The sequence below is a fragment of the Nocardia sp. NPDC004568 genome, from assembly GCF_040609955.1.
Taxonomy (GTDB): domain Bacteria; phylum Actinomycetota; class Actinomycetes; order Mycobacteriales; family Mycobacteriaceae; genus Nocardia.
In genome coordinates this window covers 31,059-51,281 of the sequence record NZ_JBEXLL010000050.1, presented here as the reverse complement: position 1 = coordinate 51,281, position 20,223 = coordinate 31,059, and the positions used below count along the sequence as shown (strand labels likewise).

The window sequence follows — 20,223 nt, the reverse complement described above, 5'->3', positions numbered from 1 at the left end:
CAGGAGGGCGTCGAGATCATTGGTCACACACTGGTCATAGACGCCCTCCGCCCATGTCCGGGCATCGACGGGACTTCGGACTTACTCGTCTAGTGAACACTCCGGACGGGACCGCGCCGGCCCGTCACTGTGATCTACCGTACCCGGAGTGTGAATCGGTGTTCACTTCACTGTCCGAATTACCTGGTGCTCCCCTCTCACGACCAGTAGCCGCACCGCCTTACCATTCACCGGCGGGCGCGCCGGGTCAGACCGGCAGCAGTTCGCGCAACCGCCCGCCGAGCGTGCGGCCGCGGTCGACGGCCTGATGGCCGAGCAGGAAGAGCAGTTCCTCGCGCACCGCCTTCTGCACCACCCGGGAGAGCTGTTCCGCGGCCTCGTCGATATCGCCGGCATCGCGCCAGGGCCCCGTATCGATGGGCGGCCCGGCGCTGAAATAGAAGCGTTCGGGACGCGGAATCGGGGTGAGTCCGATACCGCACACCAGCGGCGGGGTCAGCTCGGTATGGAGACCGAGCGATTCGACCAGCAGTCGCAGCGGCCGCAGCAACCGGTCGTCCTTGTCGGCGACGATGTCGTAGGCATCGTCGATCCCGATCATCGCCACCGGCACGATCGGCACCCCGCATTCGATCGCCATCCGCGCGAAGCCGGTGCGGCCCTCCCAGCGCAGTGCGTACTTCTCCCCTTTGCGACGGATCGCCTCGCGACCCCCACCGGGGAAGACGAGAACCACTTCGCCCTGGTCGAGCAGCGTCCGGCAGTTGTCCCGGGTCCCGCGCACCGACCCGTAGTAGTGCAGCAGATGCCGCACGCCGGGTACGGAGATGAGCAGATTCTCGGCGAGACCGCGGATCAACCGGCCGCGCGTACGCAGCACTTCCGGTAGCAGTAACGGCGCGTCGATCACGCCGAGCAGGTTGTGATTGGCGACCAGTAGCACCGGCCCCTCGGCGGGAATGTTGTCCAAGCCGAAGAAACGGGGACTGCTCCAGGCCCGCAGCGGCGCCAGGGCCGCTTCGAGCACTCGGAGGTCGATCGCACTCAGATCGACCGATACCGGCGCGCCGTCACTGAGCCCGGTCCGGTCCCTCAGCGCCCTGCGCTGTCGGTCGTCGCCGCCGAGAGCGGTGCGGCCATTCTGTGACATAAAACCCTCCTGAGGTCGACTCATACCGATTGTGAATCGACATGGGTCGACAGCCCACAGGGTTATGCAATGTCCCACATTTTCGCGACCCGGATCGGTTCGGGCGGGGTGCGCCCGAACCGGTCACGCCGGCGCCGCGCCCGCGTTGGCGTAGCCGGAAAGGGCCGCTGCCAGCGCACTCGGTACCCGGGCTTGGACACGGGTGCCGTTCTCGGTGTGCTCGGAGCGCGAAATCCTGCCGTCGGCATGGATCCTGGCGAGCAGATCGCCGCGAGTATACGGAAGCAGCACGCTCACTTCCACATCCAGCCCACCGAGAACCTCGTCAAGCCGGGTACGCAACCGGTCGATACCGAGGTCCTTGTGTACGGAGACGAACTCGGCGCCGGGCAGCAGCCCACGCAGCCGGGTCAGCTCCACCGGATCGACCTCGTCGATCTTGTTGACCACCAGCAGCTCGGGCGGGGCGGGCTGTCCCGACTCCCGGATCACCTCGGTGACGACCTCCCGGACCGCCTTGATCTGCTCCGCGGGCAGCGCATCGGAACCGTCCACCACGTGCAGCAGCAGATCGGCGCCGGTCACCTCCTCCAGCGTGGAGCGGAACGCCTCGACGAGCTGGGTGGGCAGGTGGCGGACGAAGCCGACGGTATCGGTGAACACCACCTCGCGGCCGTCCTCCAGCTCCGCGCGTCGGGTGGTGGGGTCCAAGGTGGCGAACAGCGCGTCCTGCACCAGCACACCCGAGCCGGTGAGCGCGTTCATCAGGCTCGATTTGCCGGCATTGGTATAGCCGACGATGGCCACCGACGGCACCCCGCTGGAGGTGCGTCGTGCGCGCTTGGTGTCGCGGGCGGTTTTCATCTCCCGGATCTCGCGGCGCAGTTTGGCCATCCGCTCCCGGATCCGCCGCCGATCGGTTTCGATCTTGGTCTCACCGGGACCGCGCAGACCCACACCACCGTTGCTGCCGGCCCGGCCACCCGCCTGCCGCGACATGGATTCACCCCAGCCGCGCAGCCGGGGCAGCATGTACTCCATCTGGGCCAGCGCGACCTGGGCCTTGCCTTCGCGGGAGGTGGCGTGCTGGGCGAAGATGTCCAGAATCAAGGCGGTCCGGTCGACCACCTTGACCTTGACGACCTTCTCCAGCGCGGTCAGCTGCGCCGGGGTGAGCTCGCCGTCGCAGATCACGGTGTCCGCACCGGTGGACAGCACCACCGCGCGCAGTTCGTCGGCCTTCCCCGAACCGATGTAGGTCGCGGGATCGGGCCGATCGCGCCGCTGGATCAGGGCTTCGAGCACCTCGGATCCGGCGGTCTCGGCCAGCCGGGCCAATTCGGCCATACTCGACTCGGCTCGCGCCACACTGCCCTCGGTCCATACCCCGACCAGGACGACACGTTCCAGTCGCAGCTGCCGGTATTCGACCTCGGTGATATCGGTGAGCTCGGTGGACAGACCCGCGATACGGCGGAGCGCGCTCCGCTCGTCCAGTTGCAATTCGCCGGTGGTCGGATCGGCGGACCAGCCGGCACGCCGGCTGCCGGGCGCCACGCCGTTCGCGGTGCGCGCACCCGAGTCGATATCGTCGAGCGCGAAAGCCGGATCTGTTTCCGGCGAGTGCGCGTCGAACGATTCAGGGGACCCGTTCCCGGTCCCGGAAATATCAGAATTTCTCATACACCATCCATGCTGCCACTGATGCGCTGGTCGGCGCATATGATTTTCCGCCCGGACGCGGTTATCGCGCGTCCCACCACTGCGCGGCCAGCCGACCGGTGGCGAGCAGCTCGGAGGGACCGCGCAGCCACGCCGCGCCCGCGTGCACTCCCACGCGGACCTCCCCGCCCGGAATCCGGACGCCGACCTCGCCGGTCCCGTCCGCGAGATCGAACCCGTCGGCCGCCAGGGCCGCGGCGGCCGCGGCGACGGTGCCGGTGCCGCAGGAGCGGGTCTCGCCGACGCCGCGTTCGTACACCCGCATATCCACAGTGCCGTCGGTGTCGAGCCCGGTCAGGATCTCGACATTGACGCCCCGCGGGAACATATCGGGGTCGTATCCGGGAGGCGCCGTGAGATCGAGTTCGGCCAGCGCACCGGCCGACAGATCCGCGACACACGCCAGATGCGGGTTGCCGACATCGATACCCAGGCCGGGGTATCCCCACCCGGCCACCGTGGCGGTCGAGGCGCCGAGCACCCGCACGGGCCCCATATCGACGGTCACCTCTCCCGCGACCGTGCCGGCCTCGTGCACCACGACCGGTCGTGCCCCGGCACGACTGCCGACCACGAATTCGGCCCCGTCGGCCAGACCGCGGGCCACGAGGTAGTGCGCGAACACGCGCACCCCGTTCCCGCACATCTCGGCGATCGAACCGTCGGCGTTGCGGTAATCCATGAACCAATCGCCGGGCCCCACGCCGTCGGGGTATTCGTCGAGTACGCCCGCGCCGACCAATTCGCCCGCCCGCGCGACGCGCAGTACGCCGTCGGCGCCGAGCCCGCGCCGCCGGTCGCACAAGGCCGCCACCCGGGACACGGTCAGATCGAGTCGCACCTCCGGGTCGGGTAGCACCACGAAATCGTTCTGGGTGCCGTGGCCCTTGGTGAACTCCACATCCTTGTCGTTCCCATTTCGGAGCACGTCGGGCCTCTCCTGCACGTCGGGGGTGTTCTGCACGTCGGTTCGGGTCTCCTCGTCCACTGTTCTCACCGGGCAAACGTCCGGCGCTGCCGGGAAATTTCGTACAGCGCCACGGCCGCGGCCGACGGCGCCCCGAGCGAGCTGGCGCTGCCGCCCATCGGAATGGTGACCGTGCGGTCGCAGGCCGCCAGCCAGGCGGCGCTCATCCCGCTGGTCTCGTTGCCGACGACCAGGATCGTGGCGTCGATCAGATCCTCGTCGAAGACCGCGCGCTCGCCGTTCTCGTCGGTTCCCACGATCCGGGTGGGCACACCGCGCGCCACCTGACGGTCCCGGAACTCCAGCACCTCCGCGGGCCCGGGCACCCGGAAGACCGGCACCGAGAACAGCGATCCGGTGGAAGCGCGGACGCAGCGAGGGTCGTACTGATCGGCCCCGTGCCCGGCGACCACCACCGCCGACGCGCCGAACGCGTCGGCGGACCGGATCACGGTGCCCAGATTCCCGGGTGAATTCGGCCGGTCGAAGACGACGACCACCGGCGCCTCCCCCGGCTCGCCGAGCTCGCATCCGGCCAGGTCGTCGCGGGCGTATTCCGCGACCGCCACCAGTTCGGGCGGTCCGCCCGTCTTCTCTCCCAGATCGGCCATCAGCTCGGGCGCCAGCCCGACCGCGGGCACCGCGCTCGTCTCCAGGATCTCGCGCGCCCAGGCGGACAGACCCGGATCGCCCAGGCGATACAGCAGAGTTTCCAGCGGCCAGTCGTGCGCGAGCGCCTGCGTGATCGGCCGCACCCCGTGCACCAGGAAACGGCTGTCCCGGTGACGTTTGGTGCGATTGTCCAGATAGGCCGTCCACACCTGGACAGCGGCGTTGCGGCGATGGATCTGCCGGGTCACGAGCGGGTTCGCTCCTCGGGTAGGCGATCGGACGCCCGCGGACCGGGCGCCGGTGGGCGGGTTACCGCAGAGTCTGCCAGCAGGGCCAGGGCGATCGCGGTGGAGTCCGGGGCGGCGCCGTCCACCCAGCGCACCCGGCGGTCGCGCCGGAACCAGGACCGCTGCCGCCGGACGTAGCGGCGGGTCCCGATGAAGGTGCGCTCACGCGCCTGCGCTTCGTCGTACTCACCGTCGAAACAGGCCAGCACCTGGGCGTAACCGATGGCCCGGCGCGCCGTCTGCCCATCGCGTAGCCCCAGTTCGACGAGCCCGCGGACCTCCTCCAGCAGCCCCTGCTCGAACATCGCCGCGGTGCGCCGGGCGATCCGCTCGTCCAGTTCGGCTGTCTCACGATCGACCCCGAGGATGCGGGTATCCCAGCGCGGCGCGCCGATCACCGGCGCGGACGCCGCGAACGGCCGGCCGGTGAGTTCGACGACCTCGAGCGCGCGCACCATCCGGCGGCCGTCGGTGGGCAGGATGGTGGCGGCGGCGGCCGGATCGGCCCGGCACAGCGCCTCGTGTACGGCAGTCACCCCCTGCCCGGCCAGCAGTTCTTCCCATTTCGCCCGCACCGCCGGATCGGTGGCGGGGAACTCCCACTGGTCCAGCAGCGCCTGGACGTACATCATCGAACCGCCGACCACCACGGGCACCCGGCCGCGGGCCATGATCGCCTCGATATCGGCGGACGCGGCGGCCTGATACGCCGCGACGGTCGCCGTCTCGGTGACCTCCAGTACGTCGAGCTGATGGTGCGGGATGCCACGCCGCTGATCCGGCGGCAGTTTCGCGGTGCCGATGTCCATACCGCGGTACAGCTGCATCGCATCGATGTTCACGATCTCACCGCCCAGCTCTTCGGCCAGGTCGAGGGCGAGTTCCGATTTACCGGTAGCGGTCGGTCCGACCACCGCGACCGGTCGCGGGTCCCCCGTCACCGCGCCACGGCGGCCAGCCGCCACAGGCCCGCGAACCAGCCGACGCCGAAGGGTGCGCCCCGATACCGCTCGCTCACGACCGGCGGCGCGGCGTCGGCCGCGAAAAGCCCGGCGAGCGCTTGATAGGCGGCACGGCCGGACACCATCAGTTCGGTGCACAGGGCCGGGTCCAGGGCGAGCAGCGCCTCCGGATCCCCCGTGCCGACCGCCCGGTCGAGCGCGGTCTGCACCGGCGCCGACCGCGGATCGAAATATCCGGGGGCGGCGGTCGACAGGGTCGCGGCGCCGTCGGCGACCACCAGGACACCCTGTGGCTCGGCCTCGGCGTCCAGTTCGGTGCGCAGCTGCGCACCGAACTCCGCGCACTTGTCCGCCGGAGTGTCGGCGGCGAGCATGCACGCCCGCGCCGGCACGTGCGGCGCCACCGCCGCGCGCAACCAGCCGGCGACGAGGACCGCCAGCGGCAGGTCCGGGTCCGGGTCCGCGGCCGTCTGCGCACCCGGTCCACCCAGATCCACCCGCACATCCACGCCGAAGCCGCGGAAGGTACCCGCCGTATCGGCGTCGTAGCTCCGCTCGACGGGCCCGACCCCGAGCACGGTCCAGTGCGGTGTCGCCTCCGCCAGCGCGGCCCCCGCGGCGAGGACGGCGGCGCGGAGTTCGTTCACCGCCGCCTCCGGCGGCCGCGACCCGCCCCGCGCACCGGCCGGTTCGGAGGCGGGGCCCGCGCCGGCCGCTGGCGCGCCGCCACACAGCTCGGGGACGAGAACGGGCGGCGAGGGGATCAGAGCCGCTAGACAGAACACGCCGTCAACCGTAGCCCGTACCCGCGGACCAGCGACGCGGCCGGTTCGCCGGTACCGCCCGCGCCCCGCGCGCGGTACGAGTGTCTCTCCCGGAAACCGGGCGGCAATTGCTAGGGTGCGAAGTATCCGGACCAGGTCCGAGGAGTCCGGATCCGCAGGTCCGGCCAGTTGCCGCCGCTGTCGGCGGTGTGGTTTCCGGAAGTGCGGGCGGGTTGAATGGGGACGCACGGGCAACGCACGTACGACACGTCGACCCCAGCACGGCCGAGACGGGCAGACGTAGCCAGAATGATCGGGCGTAGCCAGAATGAGCAGAGCATAGCCAGAATGCGCAGCGCGTAAACCAGGCAGCCGTGACGCGCGGCAGGGACGAGGAGCAATGACCCACAGCAACGGAACCGCCAAACCCGGCCCGGGCAAGCCCGGTCGCCCGTCCAGCGCTCCCAAGCCCGGTAGCCGTCCCAAACCCGGCGAGGCGCACCCCACCCCGGCCGCGATGAAAACGTCCGGGCCCGCCACCGAACACCCGCATCCGGTGGTCGTCCCCAGCGCCACCGACCCCAGCGTCTGGGGCCGGGTCGACGAGGACGGCACGGCCTGGGTCAAGACCGCCGACGGCGAGCGGATCATCGGTTCCTGGCAGGCCGGGGACGCCGCCGAGGGACTGGCGCACTTCGGTCGCCGTTTCGACGACCTGGCCACCGAGGTCGCCCTGCTGGAGGCCCGGCTGGCCGCCGGCACCGATGCCCGCAAGACCAAGGCCGCTGCCCTCGCGCTCGCCGAAACGCTGCCGACCGCCGCGGTGATCGGCGATATCGAGGGCCTGGCCGCGCGCCTCCGCGCGATCGCCGAACACTCCGACGAGGCCGCCGCGCACGCCAAGGAGGAGAAGGAGCGCACTCGGCACGAGCACACCGAGCGCAAGGAGGCACTCGCGGCCGAAGCCGAGCAGATCGCCGCCGAATCCACCCAGTGGAAGGCCGCCGGCGATCGGCTGCGCGAGATCCTCGACGAGTGGAAAACCATCCGCGGAGTGGACCGCAAGGTCGACGACGCCCTGTGGCGCCGGTATTCCAAGGCCCGGGAGGCCTTCAACCGCCGCCGCGGCGCTCATTTCGCGGAGCTGGACCGGGAGCGGGCCGCCGCCAAGGTCCGCAAAGAAGAACTCTGTGTCCAGGCCGAGGAACTGTCCGAGTCCACCGATTGGGCGGGGACCGCGGCGGTGTTCCGGGAACTGCTGGTGGAGTGGAAGAACGCGGGCCGGGCTCCCCGGGAAGCCGACGAGGCACTGTGGCGCCGCTTCAAGAGCGCCCAGGACGTCTTCTTCGCCGCGCGCAACGCGGCGGCCTCCGAACGCGACGCCGAGTTCGCCGACAACGCGCTGGCCAAGGAAGAACTACTGAGCAGCTACGAGCCGGCCATCGACCCGGATACCGATCTGGAGGGCGCCCGGGCCGCCCTGCGCGATCTGCAGGAACGCTGGGACGCCATCGGCAAGGTTCCGCGCGAGCGGATGCACGATCTCGAGGGCCGGTTGCGCGCCATCGAGAAACGCGTCCGGCAGGCCGCCGACGCCCAGTGGCGCCGCACCGACCCGGAGGCACTGGCCCGGGCCGCGCAGTTCCGGGAGCGGGTCGCGCAGTTCGAGGAGCAGGCCGCCAAGGCCACCGCCGCCGGTAAGACCCGCGATGCGGAGAAGGCCCTCGCCCAGGCCCAGCAGTGGCGGGAGTGGGCCGAAGCGGCGGAGGGCGCGGTCAGCAACCTCTGAGCGGTCCCCCGCTCGGCGCTCCGTCCACCGCGACCGACCGCCGCGACCGGTCCGCCGCGACCGACCGGTCGCGGCGGACGGTCGCGGTCGCCGGAGTCAGTCCTCGCCGAACCGATCGCGCCGCTGCCGCTCCTCCTCGCGCGCCGCGGCGATCCGCCGCTGTTCCTCCGCCGCCAGTTGTAGCGCGGTCCGGCTCCAGACGACCTTCACCCAGTGGAAGGTCAGCACCACGATGGCGAGGGTGCCCAGCACCAGACCGATACCGGGCCCGGAACCCACGTAGTTGTTCAGGCCCGGGGTCTGCCGATGCCAGATCGAGAACACCCCGAACGCGCTGCCGATCGCCGATCCGGCCACCGCGATCCAGGCGAGCACCCAGCGCCTGGTCATCAGTGCCAGCAGCGAGAACCCGATTCCGAAGATCAGCACGAACCAGACGAAGACCCGCGACGGCAGCCCGACGTGCTCGATCGTCGCCGCCTGCGACCCGAGCAGTACATCGAAACCGCGCGCGCCACCGGTATGCGGCAGCACCAGCGACAGCAGCAGCAGGAACACCGCGCCGGCCACCACCATGGCGCGCACACCCGGATCGATCTCGCCCGCGATCCGGCGCTCCACCGCGTCGAGGTCTTCGCGGAATTCTTCGAACTGCTCGGTCTCGGCCGGATTCACGTCGTCCTCGTTTCCCTCGCCTGATCGATGTCCCGGGGCCGGCGCGTCATTCGCCGGCGGCGTCGCGTCGCGCGGCTCCGATGCGGCGCGGTCCTCGTCGCTTCGGTCGTCGTCGCCGGTGCCGCTCATGTCCCGCATCCGGAGGCACAGCCCGAGGCGACCGGCTCCGGTGCGGGCGCCCCGATCCGCGGCAGCCCGAGCCCGACACCGATCGGCGCGGTCTTCGGCGTGGTACCGGCCTCGTGCGCGTCCCCGGCGCGGGTCCGGCGATGTGCCCGGACGCCCGCGTCCGCGACCAGGTGATGCGGTGCCGCGCCGGTCACCTCGACGGTGACCAGGTCGCCGGGGCGGATCGGCGCGGCGGCCCCGTCGGGCCGGAAATGCACCAGTCGACCGTCCCGGGCCCGCCCGCTCATCCGGGCGGTCGCGGCGTTCTTCTTTCCCGCGCCGTCGGCGACCAGGAGTTCCACCTCGGTGCCGATCAGGGCGTGATTGGCCTCCACGCAGATCTGCTCCTGCAGCGCGATCAGCCGGTCGTAGCGCTCCTGGACCACCTTCTTGGGGACCTGATCGGCCATCTCCGCGGCCGGAGTGCCCGGTCGCGGGGAGTACTGGAAGGTGAAGGCGCTGGTGAACCGGGCCTGCCGGACCACATCGAGGGTCTGCTGGAAATCCTCCTCGGTCTCCCCCGGGAAACCGACGATGATATCGGTGGTGATCGCCGCATGCGGCATCGCCGCCCGCACCTTCTCGATGATCCCCAGATAGCGGGCCTGCCGGTAGGACCGGCGCATGGCCTTCAGCACGCGATCCGAGCCCGATTGCAGCGGCATGTGCAGCTGCGGGCACACAGTCGGGGTCTCGGCCATCGCCTCGATGACATCGTCGGTGAACTCCGCCGGATGCGGTGAGGTGAAGCGCACCCGCTCCAGTCCGTCGATGTTGCCGCAGGCCCGCAGCAGTTTGGCGAAGGCGCCCCGGTCGCGGGGTTGCCCGGGGTCGGCGAAGGAGGCGCCGTAGGCGTTGACGTTCTGCCCGAGCAGCGTCACCTCCAGCACACCCTGGTCCACCAGCGCCTGCACCTCGGCCAGCACATCACCGGGGCGCCGGTCCACTTCCTTGCCGCGCAGGGCGGGCACGATGCAGAAGGTGCAGGTGTTGTTGCAGCCGACGGAGATCGACACCCACCCCGCGTACGCCGATTCCCGGCGCGCGGGCAGGGTCGAGGGAAACGCCTCGAGCGATTCCAGGATCTCGACCTGGGCTTCGTCATTGTGCCGGGCGCGTTCCAGCAGCACCGGCAGCGAGCCGATGTTGTGGGTACCGAACACCACATCCACCCAGGGCGCCCGGTTCAGGACCGAATCGCGGTCCTTCTGGGCCAGGCAGCCGCCGACCGCGATCTGCATACCGGGCCGGGACGCCTTGATCGGCGCGAGATGGCCGAGGGTGCCGTACAGCTTGTTGTCCGCGTTCTCCCGCACCGCGCAGGTATTGAAGACCACCAGATCGGCCGTCGCGCCGGGCGCGGCCTTCCGATACCCCGCATCCTCGAGCAGGCCGGACAAGCGTTCGGAATCGTGCACGTTCATCTGGCAACCGAAGGTGCGGACCTCGTAACTGCGCGCGCCGGCCGGCTCGATCCGGGTGGGGAGCGCTACCTGTCCGATCGAATCCACGCGTCCAGGGTACGGGCCCTCGCCCCGGCGTTTTCCAGCAGATCCGCCCCTCCCGCCCCGGTGGCCGGACCCGGCCCGCCCGTGACCGCCTGGAGACGGCATGTCCGCCGTGGCCCTTCCCACATATGGGGAACGGGCCGGCCGATTCGCCGCTACTGTCCCGCCGGCCCCTCGGCAGGCAAATCCCGGCCGAGCGAACGGATTACAACGGATGACCATCGGGTTAAACCCGAATTTCGACTCGGTGTGGCGCCGGGGTGTGTCGCCGAAAGGCTCGCAAAACCGAAATTTCGGCTTAAGGTCAGTGCCATGACCGACACCGACGCCGACACGCCAGGGGCGGCCGGCGACACAACTGCTGTGCCCATGATCACCCTACGCGCCGTCGACAAGCACTTCGGTGCCCTGCACGTGCTGCGCGATATCAACCTCGAGGTGCCCCGTGGGCAGGTCGTGATCGTGCTCGGGCCGTCGGGCTCCGGGAAGTCGACGCTCTGCCGCACCATCAACCGGCTGGAGCCGATCGATTCCGGAGAGATCCGCGTCGACGGGGTACCGCTGCCCGCCGAGGGTCGCGCCCTCGCCGCCCTGCGCGCCGATGTCGGCATGGTCTTCCAGTCGTTCAACCTCTTCGCGCACAAGACGATCGTGGACAACGTCATGCTCGCGCCGATGAAGGTCCGCGGGACCAAGAAGGACCAGGCCCGCCGCCACGCCATGGAACTGCTGGAACGGGTCGGTATCGCCAACCAGGCCGACAAGTACCCCGCCCAACTCTCCGGCGGGCAGCAGCAACGCGTCGCCATCGCGCGGGCGCTGGCCATGAATCCCAAGGTGATGCTGTTCGACGAGCCGACGTCGGCACTCGACCCGGAAATGGTCAACGAAGTCCTCGATGTGATGGTCTCGCTGGCCAAAGAGGGCATGACCATGCTGGTGGTAACCCATGAGATGGGCTTCGCCCGCCGTGCCGGCGATCGGGTGTTGTTCATGGCCGACGGCCAGGTCGTCGAGGACACCGACCCGGAGACATTCTTCAGCGCACCGAAGTCCGATCGTGCCAAGGACTTCCTGGGCAAGATTCTCAGTCACTGAATCTGCCCGGCGGATAGACAGGCACACACTCGACGGCATCGCGCCGTCGAGGAGATGAGGGAAGGAACACCGATGAGGATCAACCGAGCACTCCGCATCGCGGTCGGCGCGGTCGCTGTGGCCGTCACCACCGCCACCACCGCGGCCTGTGGCGGCGGCAGCGACAAGACCGCGCTGGAGAACGCCCAGGAGGGCGAGCTGACCATCGGCATCAAATACGACCAGCCCGGCCTGGGCCTGCGTAACACCGACGGGACCTACAGCGGCTTCGATGTCGAGGTCGCCAAGTACGTGGCCTCGAAACTCGGCGTCCAACCGGACGGCATCACCTTCAAGGAAGCCCCCTCCGCGCAGCGCGAGACCCTGATCGAGAACGGGCAGGTCGATTTCGTGGTCGCCACCTATTCGATCACCGACGCGCGCAAGGAGAAGGTCGATTTCGCCGGCCCCTACTATGTCGCGGGGCAGAGCCTGCTGGTGCGCGCCGACAACAACGATGTCACCGGCCCGGAGAGCCTCAAAGGCAAGACGGTGTGCTCGGTGACCGGTTCCACGCCCGCGCAGAACATCCAGAAGAAGTATCCCGACACCCAGCTGCAGACCTACGACACCTACTCGCTGTGCCTCGAGGGTCTGAACAGTGGCGCCGTCGCCGCGGTGACCACCGATGACATCATCCTGGCCGGTTACGCGTCGCAGTCGCCCGGCAAGTACAAGGTCGTCGGCGAGAAGTTCACCACCGAGAACTACGGGATCGGCCTGAAGAAGGGCGATCAGGACACCCGCAACAAGATCAACGACGCGATCGAGGAAATGATCAGCTCGGGCGCCTGGGACACCGCGTTCCAGGAGACGGTCGGTAAGGCCGCGAGCTACGAAACCCCGCAGGCCCCGCAGGTGGACCGGTACTGACCACCGCATCGGAGGGCGGGGTCGCGCCCGCGGCCCGGCCCTCCGGTCCGGCCCCATCCTGCCGATCGGAGGCGCGCAACCACCGTGTTCGATTTGATCTCGGAATACGACACCCAGCTGCTCGAAGCATTCTGGATGACCATAAAACTGACCGTGTTCTCGGCGGTGGGTTCCCTGGTGCTGGGTACCGTTGTCGCCGGTATGCGGGTATCGCCGGTCCCCGTGGCCCGCTGGGTGGGCACGGCCTATGTGACCGTGTTCCGCAACACCCCGCTCACCCTCATCCTGGTGTTCTGCTCCCTGGGCCTGTACTCCACGCTCGGGATGAACCTGGCCTCCGAGGGGCCCACCTCGCTGGCCGACAATAATTTCCGCTGGGCCGTGATCGGTCTCAGCGTGTACACGGCGGCATTCGTCTGTGAATCCCTGCGGGCCGGTATCAACACTGTGCCGATGGGCCAGTCGGAGGCCGGGCGCTCGCTGGGCCTGAGCTTCCTGCAGAACCTGCGGATCATCGTGCTGCCCCAGGCGTTCCGCTCGGTGATCGCACCGCTGGGCAGTGTGTTCATCGCGTTGACCAAGAACACGACGGTCGCCTCCGCGATCAGTGTCGCCGAGGCATCGTTCCTGATGAAGAACATGATCGAAACCGAAGCGGCGCTGCTGGCCATCGGCCTGATCTTCACGCTCGGCTTCGTGATCCTGACGTTGCCCGCCGGTCTGCTGTTCGGGCATCTGGCCAAACGATTCGAGGTGGCCCGATGAGCCGCACGGCATCCGTTCTCTACGACGCTCCGGGCCCCGTCGCCCGTATCCGCAATAGCGTCTACTCGCTCGTGGTGCTCGTGGTGGTCGTGGCCGCGGGCTTCTTCGTCTACCGCGGTTTCGCCGACAAGGGACAGTTCACCGCCGAGAAATGGGAGCCGTTCCTGGACGGGGCGGTCTGGAGCACCTACATCCTGCCCGGCCTGCGGGGCACGGTGGTCGCCGCGCTGTTGTCCATCGTGTTCGCCATGGTGATCGGCATGATCTTCGGTATCGCCCGGCTCTCGGACCACCGCTGGGTGCGCTGGACCGCGGGCACGATCGTGGAGATCGCCCGCGCCGTTCCGGTGCTGATCCTGATGATCTTCCTGTTCGCCCTGTACTCCGAATACGACCTCTTCGAATCCGAGTATCTGGCGCTGGGCGCCGTGGTGACGGCACTGACCATCTACAACGGTTCGGTGATCGCCGAGATCGTGCGCGCCGGCATCCTGTCGTTGCCCAAGGGGCAGACCGAGGCCGGTGTGGCACTGGGACTGCGCAAGGGTCAGCTGATGCGCCTCATCCTGCTTCCGCAGGCGATCACGGCGATGCTGCCGGCCCTGATCTCCCAGATGGTGGTCGCGCTGAAGGATTCGGCGCTGGGCTATGTGATCACCTACGAGGAGGTCGTCCGCAGCGCGCAGCAGCTCGGGGCGGCGGAATCGAACACCATTCCCGCTCTGATCGTGGTCGCGATCATCATGATCGTGCTGAACGTGCTGCTCTCGACGATCGCCACCGGACTGGAGAAGCGCCTGCGGGCCGGCCGCCGGAAACGTGGCGGCGCGGTGGTCGCGGCCGATTCGGTTATCACCGACGCTGCTCCCGGGGTGGATATCACCAAGTAGTCCGCCGGTGCCGGGCCTCGCGCGGTCCGGCACCGGGATCGGCGGCGGACCACCACCGCGCTAGGGGGAGCCGGTCCGGCCGAGGTACCGGGGAGACCGCCCGCACCCATGGGGGGTGCTCCGAGTCCGGAGGTCGAGCTCGCGCCGGCTCGCAGGTCGATCTCCGGACGCTGAGCAGTTCGACCGGCGCCGGATCGGGGCGGCGCATCAGCTTGCCCGGGGCGCCCTCAATCCAGCGGTGGGTCGTCGCCGAATCCGGCGGACTCGTATTCGGACTTGACCACCGCGTATGCCACCGAATGCCCGTAGCCGCGCCGGGCGAGCATTCCGACCAGCCGCCGGATGGCCTTCTCCCGGTCCAACCCGGCCGGCAGGCTCCGTAGTTTGCGGCGCACCAGCTCGACGGCCCGCTCGTATTCGTCGTCGGCCGTGACGGCGTCCAGCGCGGCCGCCGAGTCCTCCTGTGACACGCCTTTCCGCCGCAGTTCCTGCTCCAGCGCACGCCGCCCCTTCCCGGAGAAACCGTGCCGCTGCCGCACCCACTGCCGCGCGAAATCGGCGTCGTCGATGAGACCGACCTCGGCCAGCCGGTCGAGTACCTGCTCGGTCACCTCGGACGAATACCCCTTGGCGGACAGTCGCTGCGCCAGCTCGGCCCGGCTGTGGGCACGGACGGCCAGTAACCGCAGAGCGGACTCCCTCGCCTGTTCGATAGCGCCACGCACATCATCGCCGGTGCGCCCACCGATCGGCGCATCGTCCGGTGCACCGGAGCCGGCCGGACGAACCCGCTGCGGATCGGGCTCGTCCGGCCGTGGACCCCGGGCGGAACCGGTGACGGTGCCACCGGTCGCCAGGAGTTCGTCGAGTCGGCGCCGCATCTGCGCCACCGGATCGGTGGTCTCGGCGCGGCCCCGTGACCTCGCGTCCACCGGGTCAGAAATCGGCCGGGGTCTCTTCCGTCGCGGTCACATCCGCACCGATCCCCAGCTTTTCCTTGATCTTCTTCTCGACCTCGTCCCGGATATCGGTGTTCTCCAGGAGGAATTTGCGGGCGTTCTCCTTACCCTGGCCGAGCTGATCGCCCTCGTAGGTGTACCAGGAGCCGGACTTACGAATGAATCCGTGCTCCACCCCCATATCGATCAGCGAGCCCTCCTTCGAAATTCCGTGTCCGTACAGAATGTCGAATTCGGCCTGTTTGAACGGCGGGGAGACCTTGTTCTTCACCACCTTGACCCGGGTCCGGTTACCGACCGCGTCGCTCCCGTCCTTCAGGGTCTCGATCCGCCGGACGTCCAGACGAACCGACGCGTAGAACTTCAGCGCTTTACCACCGGTGGTGGTTTCCGGGGAGTTGTGCACCATGACACCGTCGACGAAGTAGTTGTGGTTACCCTCCACCTCGATATCGAACCGGTGCATCGACCTGGTCTGCGGCTTCACGCGGACGTCCAGGACGCGTGCCGGCACAAGCCTTTTGGCCGGAGGGACGAAGTCCGGGCGGACAACACTACCACCACGGTAGCGGGGCAGAAGTTTGTACTCCATGGACGGGGCCATGAAGGGCGCCACCAACTCCTGAAATTCGGCAGTCGCCGCTGCGGTGAAGACGAGCACAGCTTTACCCGCACTACCGGCAGCACGAAGCCGGACGTCGAGACCGTACGCATCACGAAGATAGTCACGTAGCCGCGTACGCGATCCCTCGCTCATCGCTTCCACACATATTTCGATCCGGCCGCTCCCACCAGCGGTACGCTGCTGCACCCCTTTCGAGCGCACAGTAAATGATCCATCATCCATATACCAAATGGCCAGCGCGAGCGGTGTGAGCGCCTTCAAGAATTCCTCGGAAAAGAATTTCTTTCCATCACCCAGGTAGACCGCACGCTGCAACTCGGCCAGTTCGGGCAATGGCGTGAAATCGACGAATTTCGCACCTTTATCGTTGATCCGGCTCGAATGCTCGATGTTTCCGAGGAGTCCGGCCTTCCAGTCCAGGTACTCGTGTTGACGCGATCCGTGCCCCATCCGGAACCGCACACCATTACGATTCCGGCGATTCGGCGACAAATTACCATCGCCCATGAGAGAACCGAGTACGACCTGGAACTGCTGACCACCCAGCCGGAAGTCTTCGACGGCCAGTACCCGATCTCCTGCGGTGATCTCGCCCGCCTCGGTCCATCCACCGGGAGTGCGGATCAAGTGATTCGCAGTCGCAGCGAACTGAGACCTACCATTACCGCTGGACTTCTCCACGGTGAACTGGAGAAAGGAGTCCGCCGGTCCGTTGTCGTACCAGTTGACCACGCGCCGAGGAACGACCCGATCGGTCTCGGGGTCGTAGGAAAGTACCTCGACATCCATCTTCTGGTTGACGATCTTCCCGATTTTCTCGGTGGTACCGTCGGCCAGCTGAACTCGGGTGGCATAGTTGAAACACCCGAACATGACGCCGATCTTCTCGCGCAGCTGGTTGATGAAGATGGCGGTGGTGCCGGAATTGTTCAGGGCACTGGTCATCTTGCGCAGCGCCTGACTCATCAGGCGGGCCTGCAGGCCGACGTGACTGTCGCCCATCTCGCCCTCGATCTCGGCCCGGGGTACCAGGGCGGCCACCGAGTCGATGACGATGATGTCGATGGCGCCGGAGCGGACCAGCATATCGGCGATTTCCAGGGCCTGTTCACCGGTATCGGGCTGGGACACCAGCAGCGCGTCGGTATCGACACCGAGTTTGCGGGCGTAATCGGGATCGAGCGCGTGCTCGGCGTCGATGAAGGCAGCGACACCGCCGGCGGCCTGCGCATTGGCGACCGCGTGCAGCGCGACCGTGGTCTTACCGGAGGATTCCGGGCCGTAGATCTCCACGACGCGGCCACGGGGCAGACCGCCGATACCCAGTGCGACGTCGAGTGCGATGGAACCGGTCGGGATCACCGAGACCGGCTGGCGGGCTTCTTCGCCGAGGCGCATGACCGCCCCCTTGCCGAAACTCTTCTCGACCTGCGCGAGCGCGAGTTCGAGCGCTTTGTCGCGGTCATAGGGCTGTGGCGCCATCGTGACTCCCCTTTTCACCGGGTGGTAGGTAGGTGGTGTGGTTGGCGCCCACAGTAGAGGGCGGCACCGACAAGTTCCGGCCTCAGCCTAGACGAACAGGTGTTCGAGTCAAGCTACGTGGCCGCGCGTCGCGGGCCCCTCGGCACACCTGTTCACCACTGTGGGAGCTCGGTCGTATCCCCCTCCGGCCGGGGTCCGTGGATGCGCCGCTGCGCCCGGGTGATGGGTACGTCGTCGATACTCGCCTCCCGCCGCGCCATCAGCCCGTCCGGTGCGAACTCCCACTGTTCGTTGCCGTAGCTGCGCCACCACTGCCCGGCCTCGTCGTGCCATTCGTACTGGAATCGCACCGCGATCCGGTCTCCCGACCAGGCCCACAGCTCCTTACGCAGGGCATAGCCGTTCTCCTTCGCCCATTTCCGCGACAGGAAATCGACAACGGCCGGCCGACCGGTGAAGTACTCGTCGCGGTTACGCCACACCGTATCGACGGTGTAGGCGGCGGCGACCGTCTCGGGATCACGGGTGTTCCACGCGTTCTCGGCCGCGCGCACCTCGGCGGCGGCGGTCACGGCGTCGAACGGGGGCAGTGGTGGTCGCATGCGGCGACTCCTTTCACGGGTTGACGGGGGAGAGTTCGGGCGGGCTCCAGCGCAGTGGCCCCGCGAGCCGCTCGGCCACCGCGCGCACGGTGAACTCGACACCGGCGGGCCCGGCGCCGGCCGGACCGGCGGCCCACGAGAGTTCGGCCGTACCGGTGAGGTGCAGCAGGCCGCCGGTGTTCCAGTCCGGGATCAGCACACCACAGCGTGGCTCCACCGCCAGGTTGCCGAGCGTCATGAACATCGAGTTGCCGCGATACTCGGGCCAGTACAGCCGGTCCGGCGCGCGCACTTCCACGAAGCCGGGGTCTCCTCCACGATGTGAGGCGTCGGCACGACCCGCCGTATCCGTACTGCCCACGAAGAAGGCATCGGCCGCCGCGATCGCGGCCTGCTGCCGGGCATCCAGTTCGATACCGCGGCGTACCTCCGGCTCCGGCGGCGTCCGCTCCGCGACGTCGACGATATGCCGCCGGGAGATGTATTTCGGGCAGTTCGAATAGACCTGCTCCACTGTCATGTGCAGCCGGTCGCCGATCCGACGTACCGTCCCGTTGGCCCGCATCCGCCGCCGGCGGTCCGGTTCGACGGCGATGAGGCCGACCCGCCACGGATGGTCGGGCGGTGTCAGCGGATCACCGCGCCCCGGGAGCGCCGCGATCTCGAGGGTGCGAGCGTCGAGGGCCCGGAGGAAGCCCGGTGCACCGGTCAGCTGGGTCACCCACGGGCTTCCCGCGTCGTCCACCGCGGCGATCACGACCATCGGCTGCTCGGCCAGGAAGCGGGCGGCGGCCTCGGGTATCGCGGTGTGGACCGTCCGCCCCACCTTCGCGGCGATATCGGCCTGCCCCGCCCGGCGCTGCACCGCCAGTTCACCGGAATGGAAGACATTCATCGGACCGGGACCACTCAGAAGAACCCGCAGGTCGGCGCCGCGCCGCTGGGGGCGGGGGCGGATTCGACGCCGGCCGGCGTGTAGACCTCGAGCCGGATACCGTCCGGATCCGCGAAGAAGATGCCGCCGGACGCCGCGCCCTCGCCGTGCGCGACCACACCGTCGTGGAAGAAGGTGACCTCGCGCGCGGTCAGCGCGGCTTCCACCTGCCGCACCTGCTCGACGGACGACACCTGGAACGACAGATGGTGCAGCCCGGGCCGATCCACCGGGAACTCCCCCGCGCTCTGCTGCCACAGCGTGAGGGCGAGTTCACCGCCGGCACCCAGAAAGGCCCAGCGCCGATCGGCATCGGCGCCGGTGGCGAGCTCGTCGAAGCCGAGGACATCCCGGTAGAAGCGCAGCGAGCGATCCAGCTGGGACACGTTCAACCCGATATGCCCGGTGGCGAGTCGAGGTGTGACGGCTGTGGTCATGGGCGATTCTCCTTGTCTAACCGTTCAAGTTGTTTGAACGGTTAGAACTTAGCGCGCGCGGACACCGGCCGTCAACCATTGAAATTCGGATAGACAGTTACACTGGGTTCGGATACCCGGATACCGATCAGGAGGCCGTTACCCTCAGGCATGCTCGATCCACGCCCCCACCTCGGTGAACCGCCGGCCCTCGACCTGCTGAACACGCGGTGGATGGAGCACGGCCCGCGAGACCTGCTCACCGACGTGGCAGGTCTGCGGGTCTGGCTGGAGTCGGCGGGCCTGACCGGAACGGCCCCCGCGGACGAACGAACCCTGGAGGCCGTGCTCACCGCCCGCTCCGCCGTGTACGACGCGGTCGTGCACGGCTCCCGCGATGCGCTCAACGAAGTACTCGACCGGGGTCGCATCCGGCGTCACCTCGAGGAGACCGGACCCGTGGGTACTCCCGAGGTCGCCGACCCGGCCTGGCTACCCGGCTGGCTGGCGGCGGACAACCTGCTGCATCTGCTGGCCGAGGGGCCCACCCGTATCCGCCGCTGCGCCCACCCCGACTGCGTGCTGTTCTTCTACGACACGTCCAAGAACGGAACCCGCCGCTGGCATTCGATGGCGACCTGCGGAAACCGCGCGAAAGCGGCGCGCCATCACGCGCGCCGGAGCTGACCGCGCCCCGGCGGGCACGAGGTCACCAGCGAGAACGCGGGACGTCGAATTCGGCGCACAGCGCACGCCATACATCACGCGGATCGACACCGGCCTCGATGGCGACGGCGCCGGTCCGGCCGCCGAGCGCGGGGATGACGTGATCATTGAGCAGGGTGTCGCCCCGGGCCTCGCCGAATTCGGTGTGCATGAGTTCCTGGAATTCCGTCAGCCGCACCGTGCACAAGATACCCGCACCGGCGTCCGCGG

General features: G+C 68.6%; 20 protein-coding genes. 6 read left to right on the top strand and 14 right to left on the bottom strand.

Annotation, left to right across the window (positions count from 1 at the left end; genetic code table 11):
* Positions 1-247: 247 nt before the first annotated feature.
* From ABZV91_RS21660 to ABZV91_RS21635, 6 genes are all read right to left on the bottom strand, one after another.
* The gene (locus tag ABZV91_RS21660) at positions 248-1,150 is read right to left on the bottom strand and encodes a lysophospholipid acyltransferase family protein (RefSeq protein ID WP_355244491.1); all 903 of its coding nucleotides are present in this window, start codon (positions 1,148-1,150) and stop codon (positions 248-250) included.
* A gap of 123 nt (positions 1,151-1,273) precedes the next feature.
* The gene (gene hflX, locus ABZV91_RS21655) at positions 1,274-2,833 is read right to left on the bottom strand and encodes a GTPase HflX (protein WP_355244488.1); all 1,560 of its coding nucleotides are present in this window, start codon (positions 2,831-2,833) and stop codon (positions 1,274-1,276) included.
* Between the two features lie 61 nt (positions 2,834-2,894).
* A complete protein-coding gene (dapF, locus tag ABZV91_RS21650; RefSeq protein ID WP_355244505.1) occupies positions 2,895-3,773 on the bottom strand; it encodes a diaminopimelate epimerase in 879 nt (292 codons plus the stop codon).
* A 92-nt stretch (positions 3,774-3,865) separates the two neighbouring features.
* Positions 3,866-4,699, bottom strand: coding sequence for a TrmH family RNA methyltransferase (locus tag ABZV91_RS21645; RefSeq protein ID WP_355244485.1), 834 nt, complete (start codon positions 4,697-4,699; stop codon positions 3,866-3,868).
* The gene (gene miaA, locus ABZV91_RS21640; RefSeq protein WP_355244481.1) at positions 4,696-5,679 is read right to left on the bottom strand and encodes a tRNA (adenosine(37)-N6)-dimethylallyltransferase MiaA; all 984 of its coding nucleotides are present in this window, start codon (positions 5,677-5,679) and stop codon (positions 4,696-4,698) included. Before miaA ends, ABZV91_RS21645 begins: the two co-directional genes overlap by 4 nt.
* Positions 5,676-6,347: a hypothetical protein gene (locus ABZV91_RS21635; protein ID WP_355244478.1), complete on the bottom strand. Its 672-nt coding sequence runs from the start codon at positions 6,345-6,347 to the stop codon at positions 5,676-5,678. Before ABZV91_RS21635 ends, miaA begins: the two co-directional genes overlap by 4 nt.
* Positions 6,348-6,864: 517 nt before the next feature.
* On the opposite strand from ABZV91_RS21635, the gene ABZV91_RS21630 reads away from it, so the two are divergent.
* Positions 6,865-8,253, top strand: a complete 1,389-nt coding sequence (locus ABZV91_RS21630; RefSeq protein WP_355244475.1) for a DUF349 domain-containing protein — start codon at positions 6,865-6,867, stop codon at positions 8,251-8,253.
* A 96-nt stretch (positions 8,254-8,349) separates the two neighbouring features.
* Here ABZV91_RS21630 and ABZV91_RS21625 read toward each other — a convergent pair whose 3' ends face one another.
* The gene (locus ABZV91_RS21625) at positions 8,350-9,066 is read right to left on the bottom strand and encodes a hypothetical protein (RefSeq protein WP_355244473.1); all 717 of its coding nucleotides are present in this window, start codon (positions 9,064-9,066) and stop codon (positions 8,350-8,352) included.
* Positions 9,054-10,607, bottom strand: a complete 1,554-nt coding sequence (gene miaB / locus ABZV91_RS21620) for a tRNA (N6-isopentenyl adenosine(37)-C2)-methylthiotransferase MiaB (protein WP_355244471.1) — start codon at positions 10,605-10,607, stop codon at positions 9,054-9,056. The genes ABZV91_RS21625 and miaB overlap by 13 nt, the downstream gene beginning before the upstream one ends.
* A gap of 366 nt (positions 10,608-10,973) precedes the next feature.
* Between miaB and ABZV91_RS21615 the strand changes: the two genes are divergently transcribed.
* The 4 genes from ABZV91_RS21615 (at position 10,974) to ABZV91_RS21600 (ending at position 14,269) form a co-directional block, all read left to right on the top strand.
* Entirely contained in the window at positions 10,974-11,702 is a 729-nt protein-coding gene (locus ABZV91_RS21615; RefSeq protein ID WP_355244502.1) for an amino acid ABC transporter ATP-binding protein, read from the top strand.
* Between the two features lie 72 nt (positions 11,703-11,774).
* A complete protein-coding gene (locus tag ABZV91_RS21610) occupies positions 11,775-12,614 on the top strand; it encodes a glutamate ABC transporter substrate-binding protein (protein ID WP_355244468.1) in 840 nt (279 codons plus the stop codon).
* Positions 12,615-12,698: 84 nt separating this feature from the next.
* Positions 12,699-13,379, top strand: coding sequence for an amino acid ABC transporter permease (locus ABZV91_RS21605; protein WP_084487518.1), 681 nt, complete (start codon positions 12,699-12,701; stop codon positions 13,377-13,379).
* A complete protein-coding gene (locus ABZV91_RS21600; protein WP_355244464.1) occupies positions 13,376-14,269 on the top strand; it encodes an amino acid ABC transporter permease in 894 nt (297 codons plus the stop codon). Before ABZV91_RS21605 ends, ABZV91_RS21600 begins: the two co-directional genes overlap by 4 nt.
* A gap of 227 nt (positions 14,270-14,496) precedes the next feature.
* Here ABZV91_RS21600 and recX read toward each other — a convergent pair whose 3' ends face one another.
* The 5 genes from recX to ABZV91_RS21575 form a co-directional block, all read right to left on the bottom strand.
* Positions 14,497-15,201 (bottom strand): recombination regulator RecX, encoded by a 705-nt coding sequence (gene recX / locus ABZV91_RS21595; RefSeq protein ID WP_355244462.1) that lies wholly within the window; start codon positions 15,199-15,201, stop codon positions 14,497-14,499.
* Between the two features lie 4 nt (positions 15,202-15,205).
* Positions 15,206-17,335, bottom strand: a complete 2,130-nt coding sequence (recA, locus tag ABZV91_RS21590) for an intein-containing recombinase RecA (RefSeq protein ID WP_355244459.1) — start codon at positions 17,333-17,335, stop codon at positions 15,206-15,208.
* 152 nt (positions 17,336-17,487) lie between these two features.
* The gene (locus ABZV91_RS21585; RefSeq protein ID WP_355244456.1) at positions 17,488-17,937 is read right to left on the bottom strand and encodes a nuclear transport factor 2 family protein; all 450 of its coding nucleotides are present in this window, start codon (positions 17,935-17,937) and stop codon (positions 17,488-17,490) included.
* A 13-nt stretch (positions 17,938-17,950) separates the two neighbouring features.
* Positions 17,951-18,832, bottom strand: coding sequence for a pyridoxamine 5'-phosphate oxidase family protein (locus ABZV91_RS21580; RefSeq protein WP_355244453.1), 882 nt, complete (start codon positions 18,830-18,832; stop codon positions 17,951-17,953).
* 14 nt (positions 18,833-18,846) lie between these two features.
* Positions 18,847-19,308: a VOC family protein gene (locus ABZV91_RS21575; RefSeq protein ID WP_355244450.1), complete on the bottom strand. Its 462-nt coding sequence runs from the start codon at positions 19,306-19,308 to the stop codon at positions 18,847-18,849.
* Between the two features lie 150 nt (positions 19,309-19,458).
* Here ABZV91_RS21575 and ABZV91_RS21570 point away from each other — a divergent pair, with 150 nt between their 5' ends.
* On the top strand, positions 19,459-19,974 hold the full coding sequence (locus tag ABZV91_RS21570) for a CGNR zinc finger domain-containing protein (protein ID WP_355244447.1): 516 nt from the start codon (positions 19,459-19,461) through the stop codon (positions 19,972-19,974).
* A gap of 22 nt (positions 19,975-19,996) precedes the next feature.
* On the opposite strand, the gene ABZV91_RS21565 is transcribed toward ABZV91_RS21570, so the two are convergent.
* Positions 19,997-20,191, bottom strand: coding sequence for a DUF3046 domain-containing protein (locus ABZV91_RS21565; RefSeq protein WP_039825751.1), 195 nt, complete (start codon positions 20,189-20,191; stop codon positions 19,997-19,999).
* Positions 20,192-20,223: the final 32 nt, after the last annotated feature.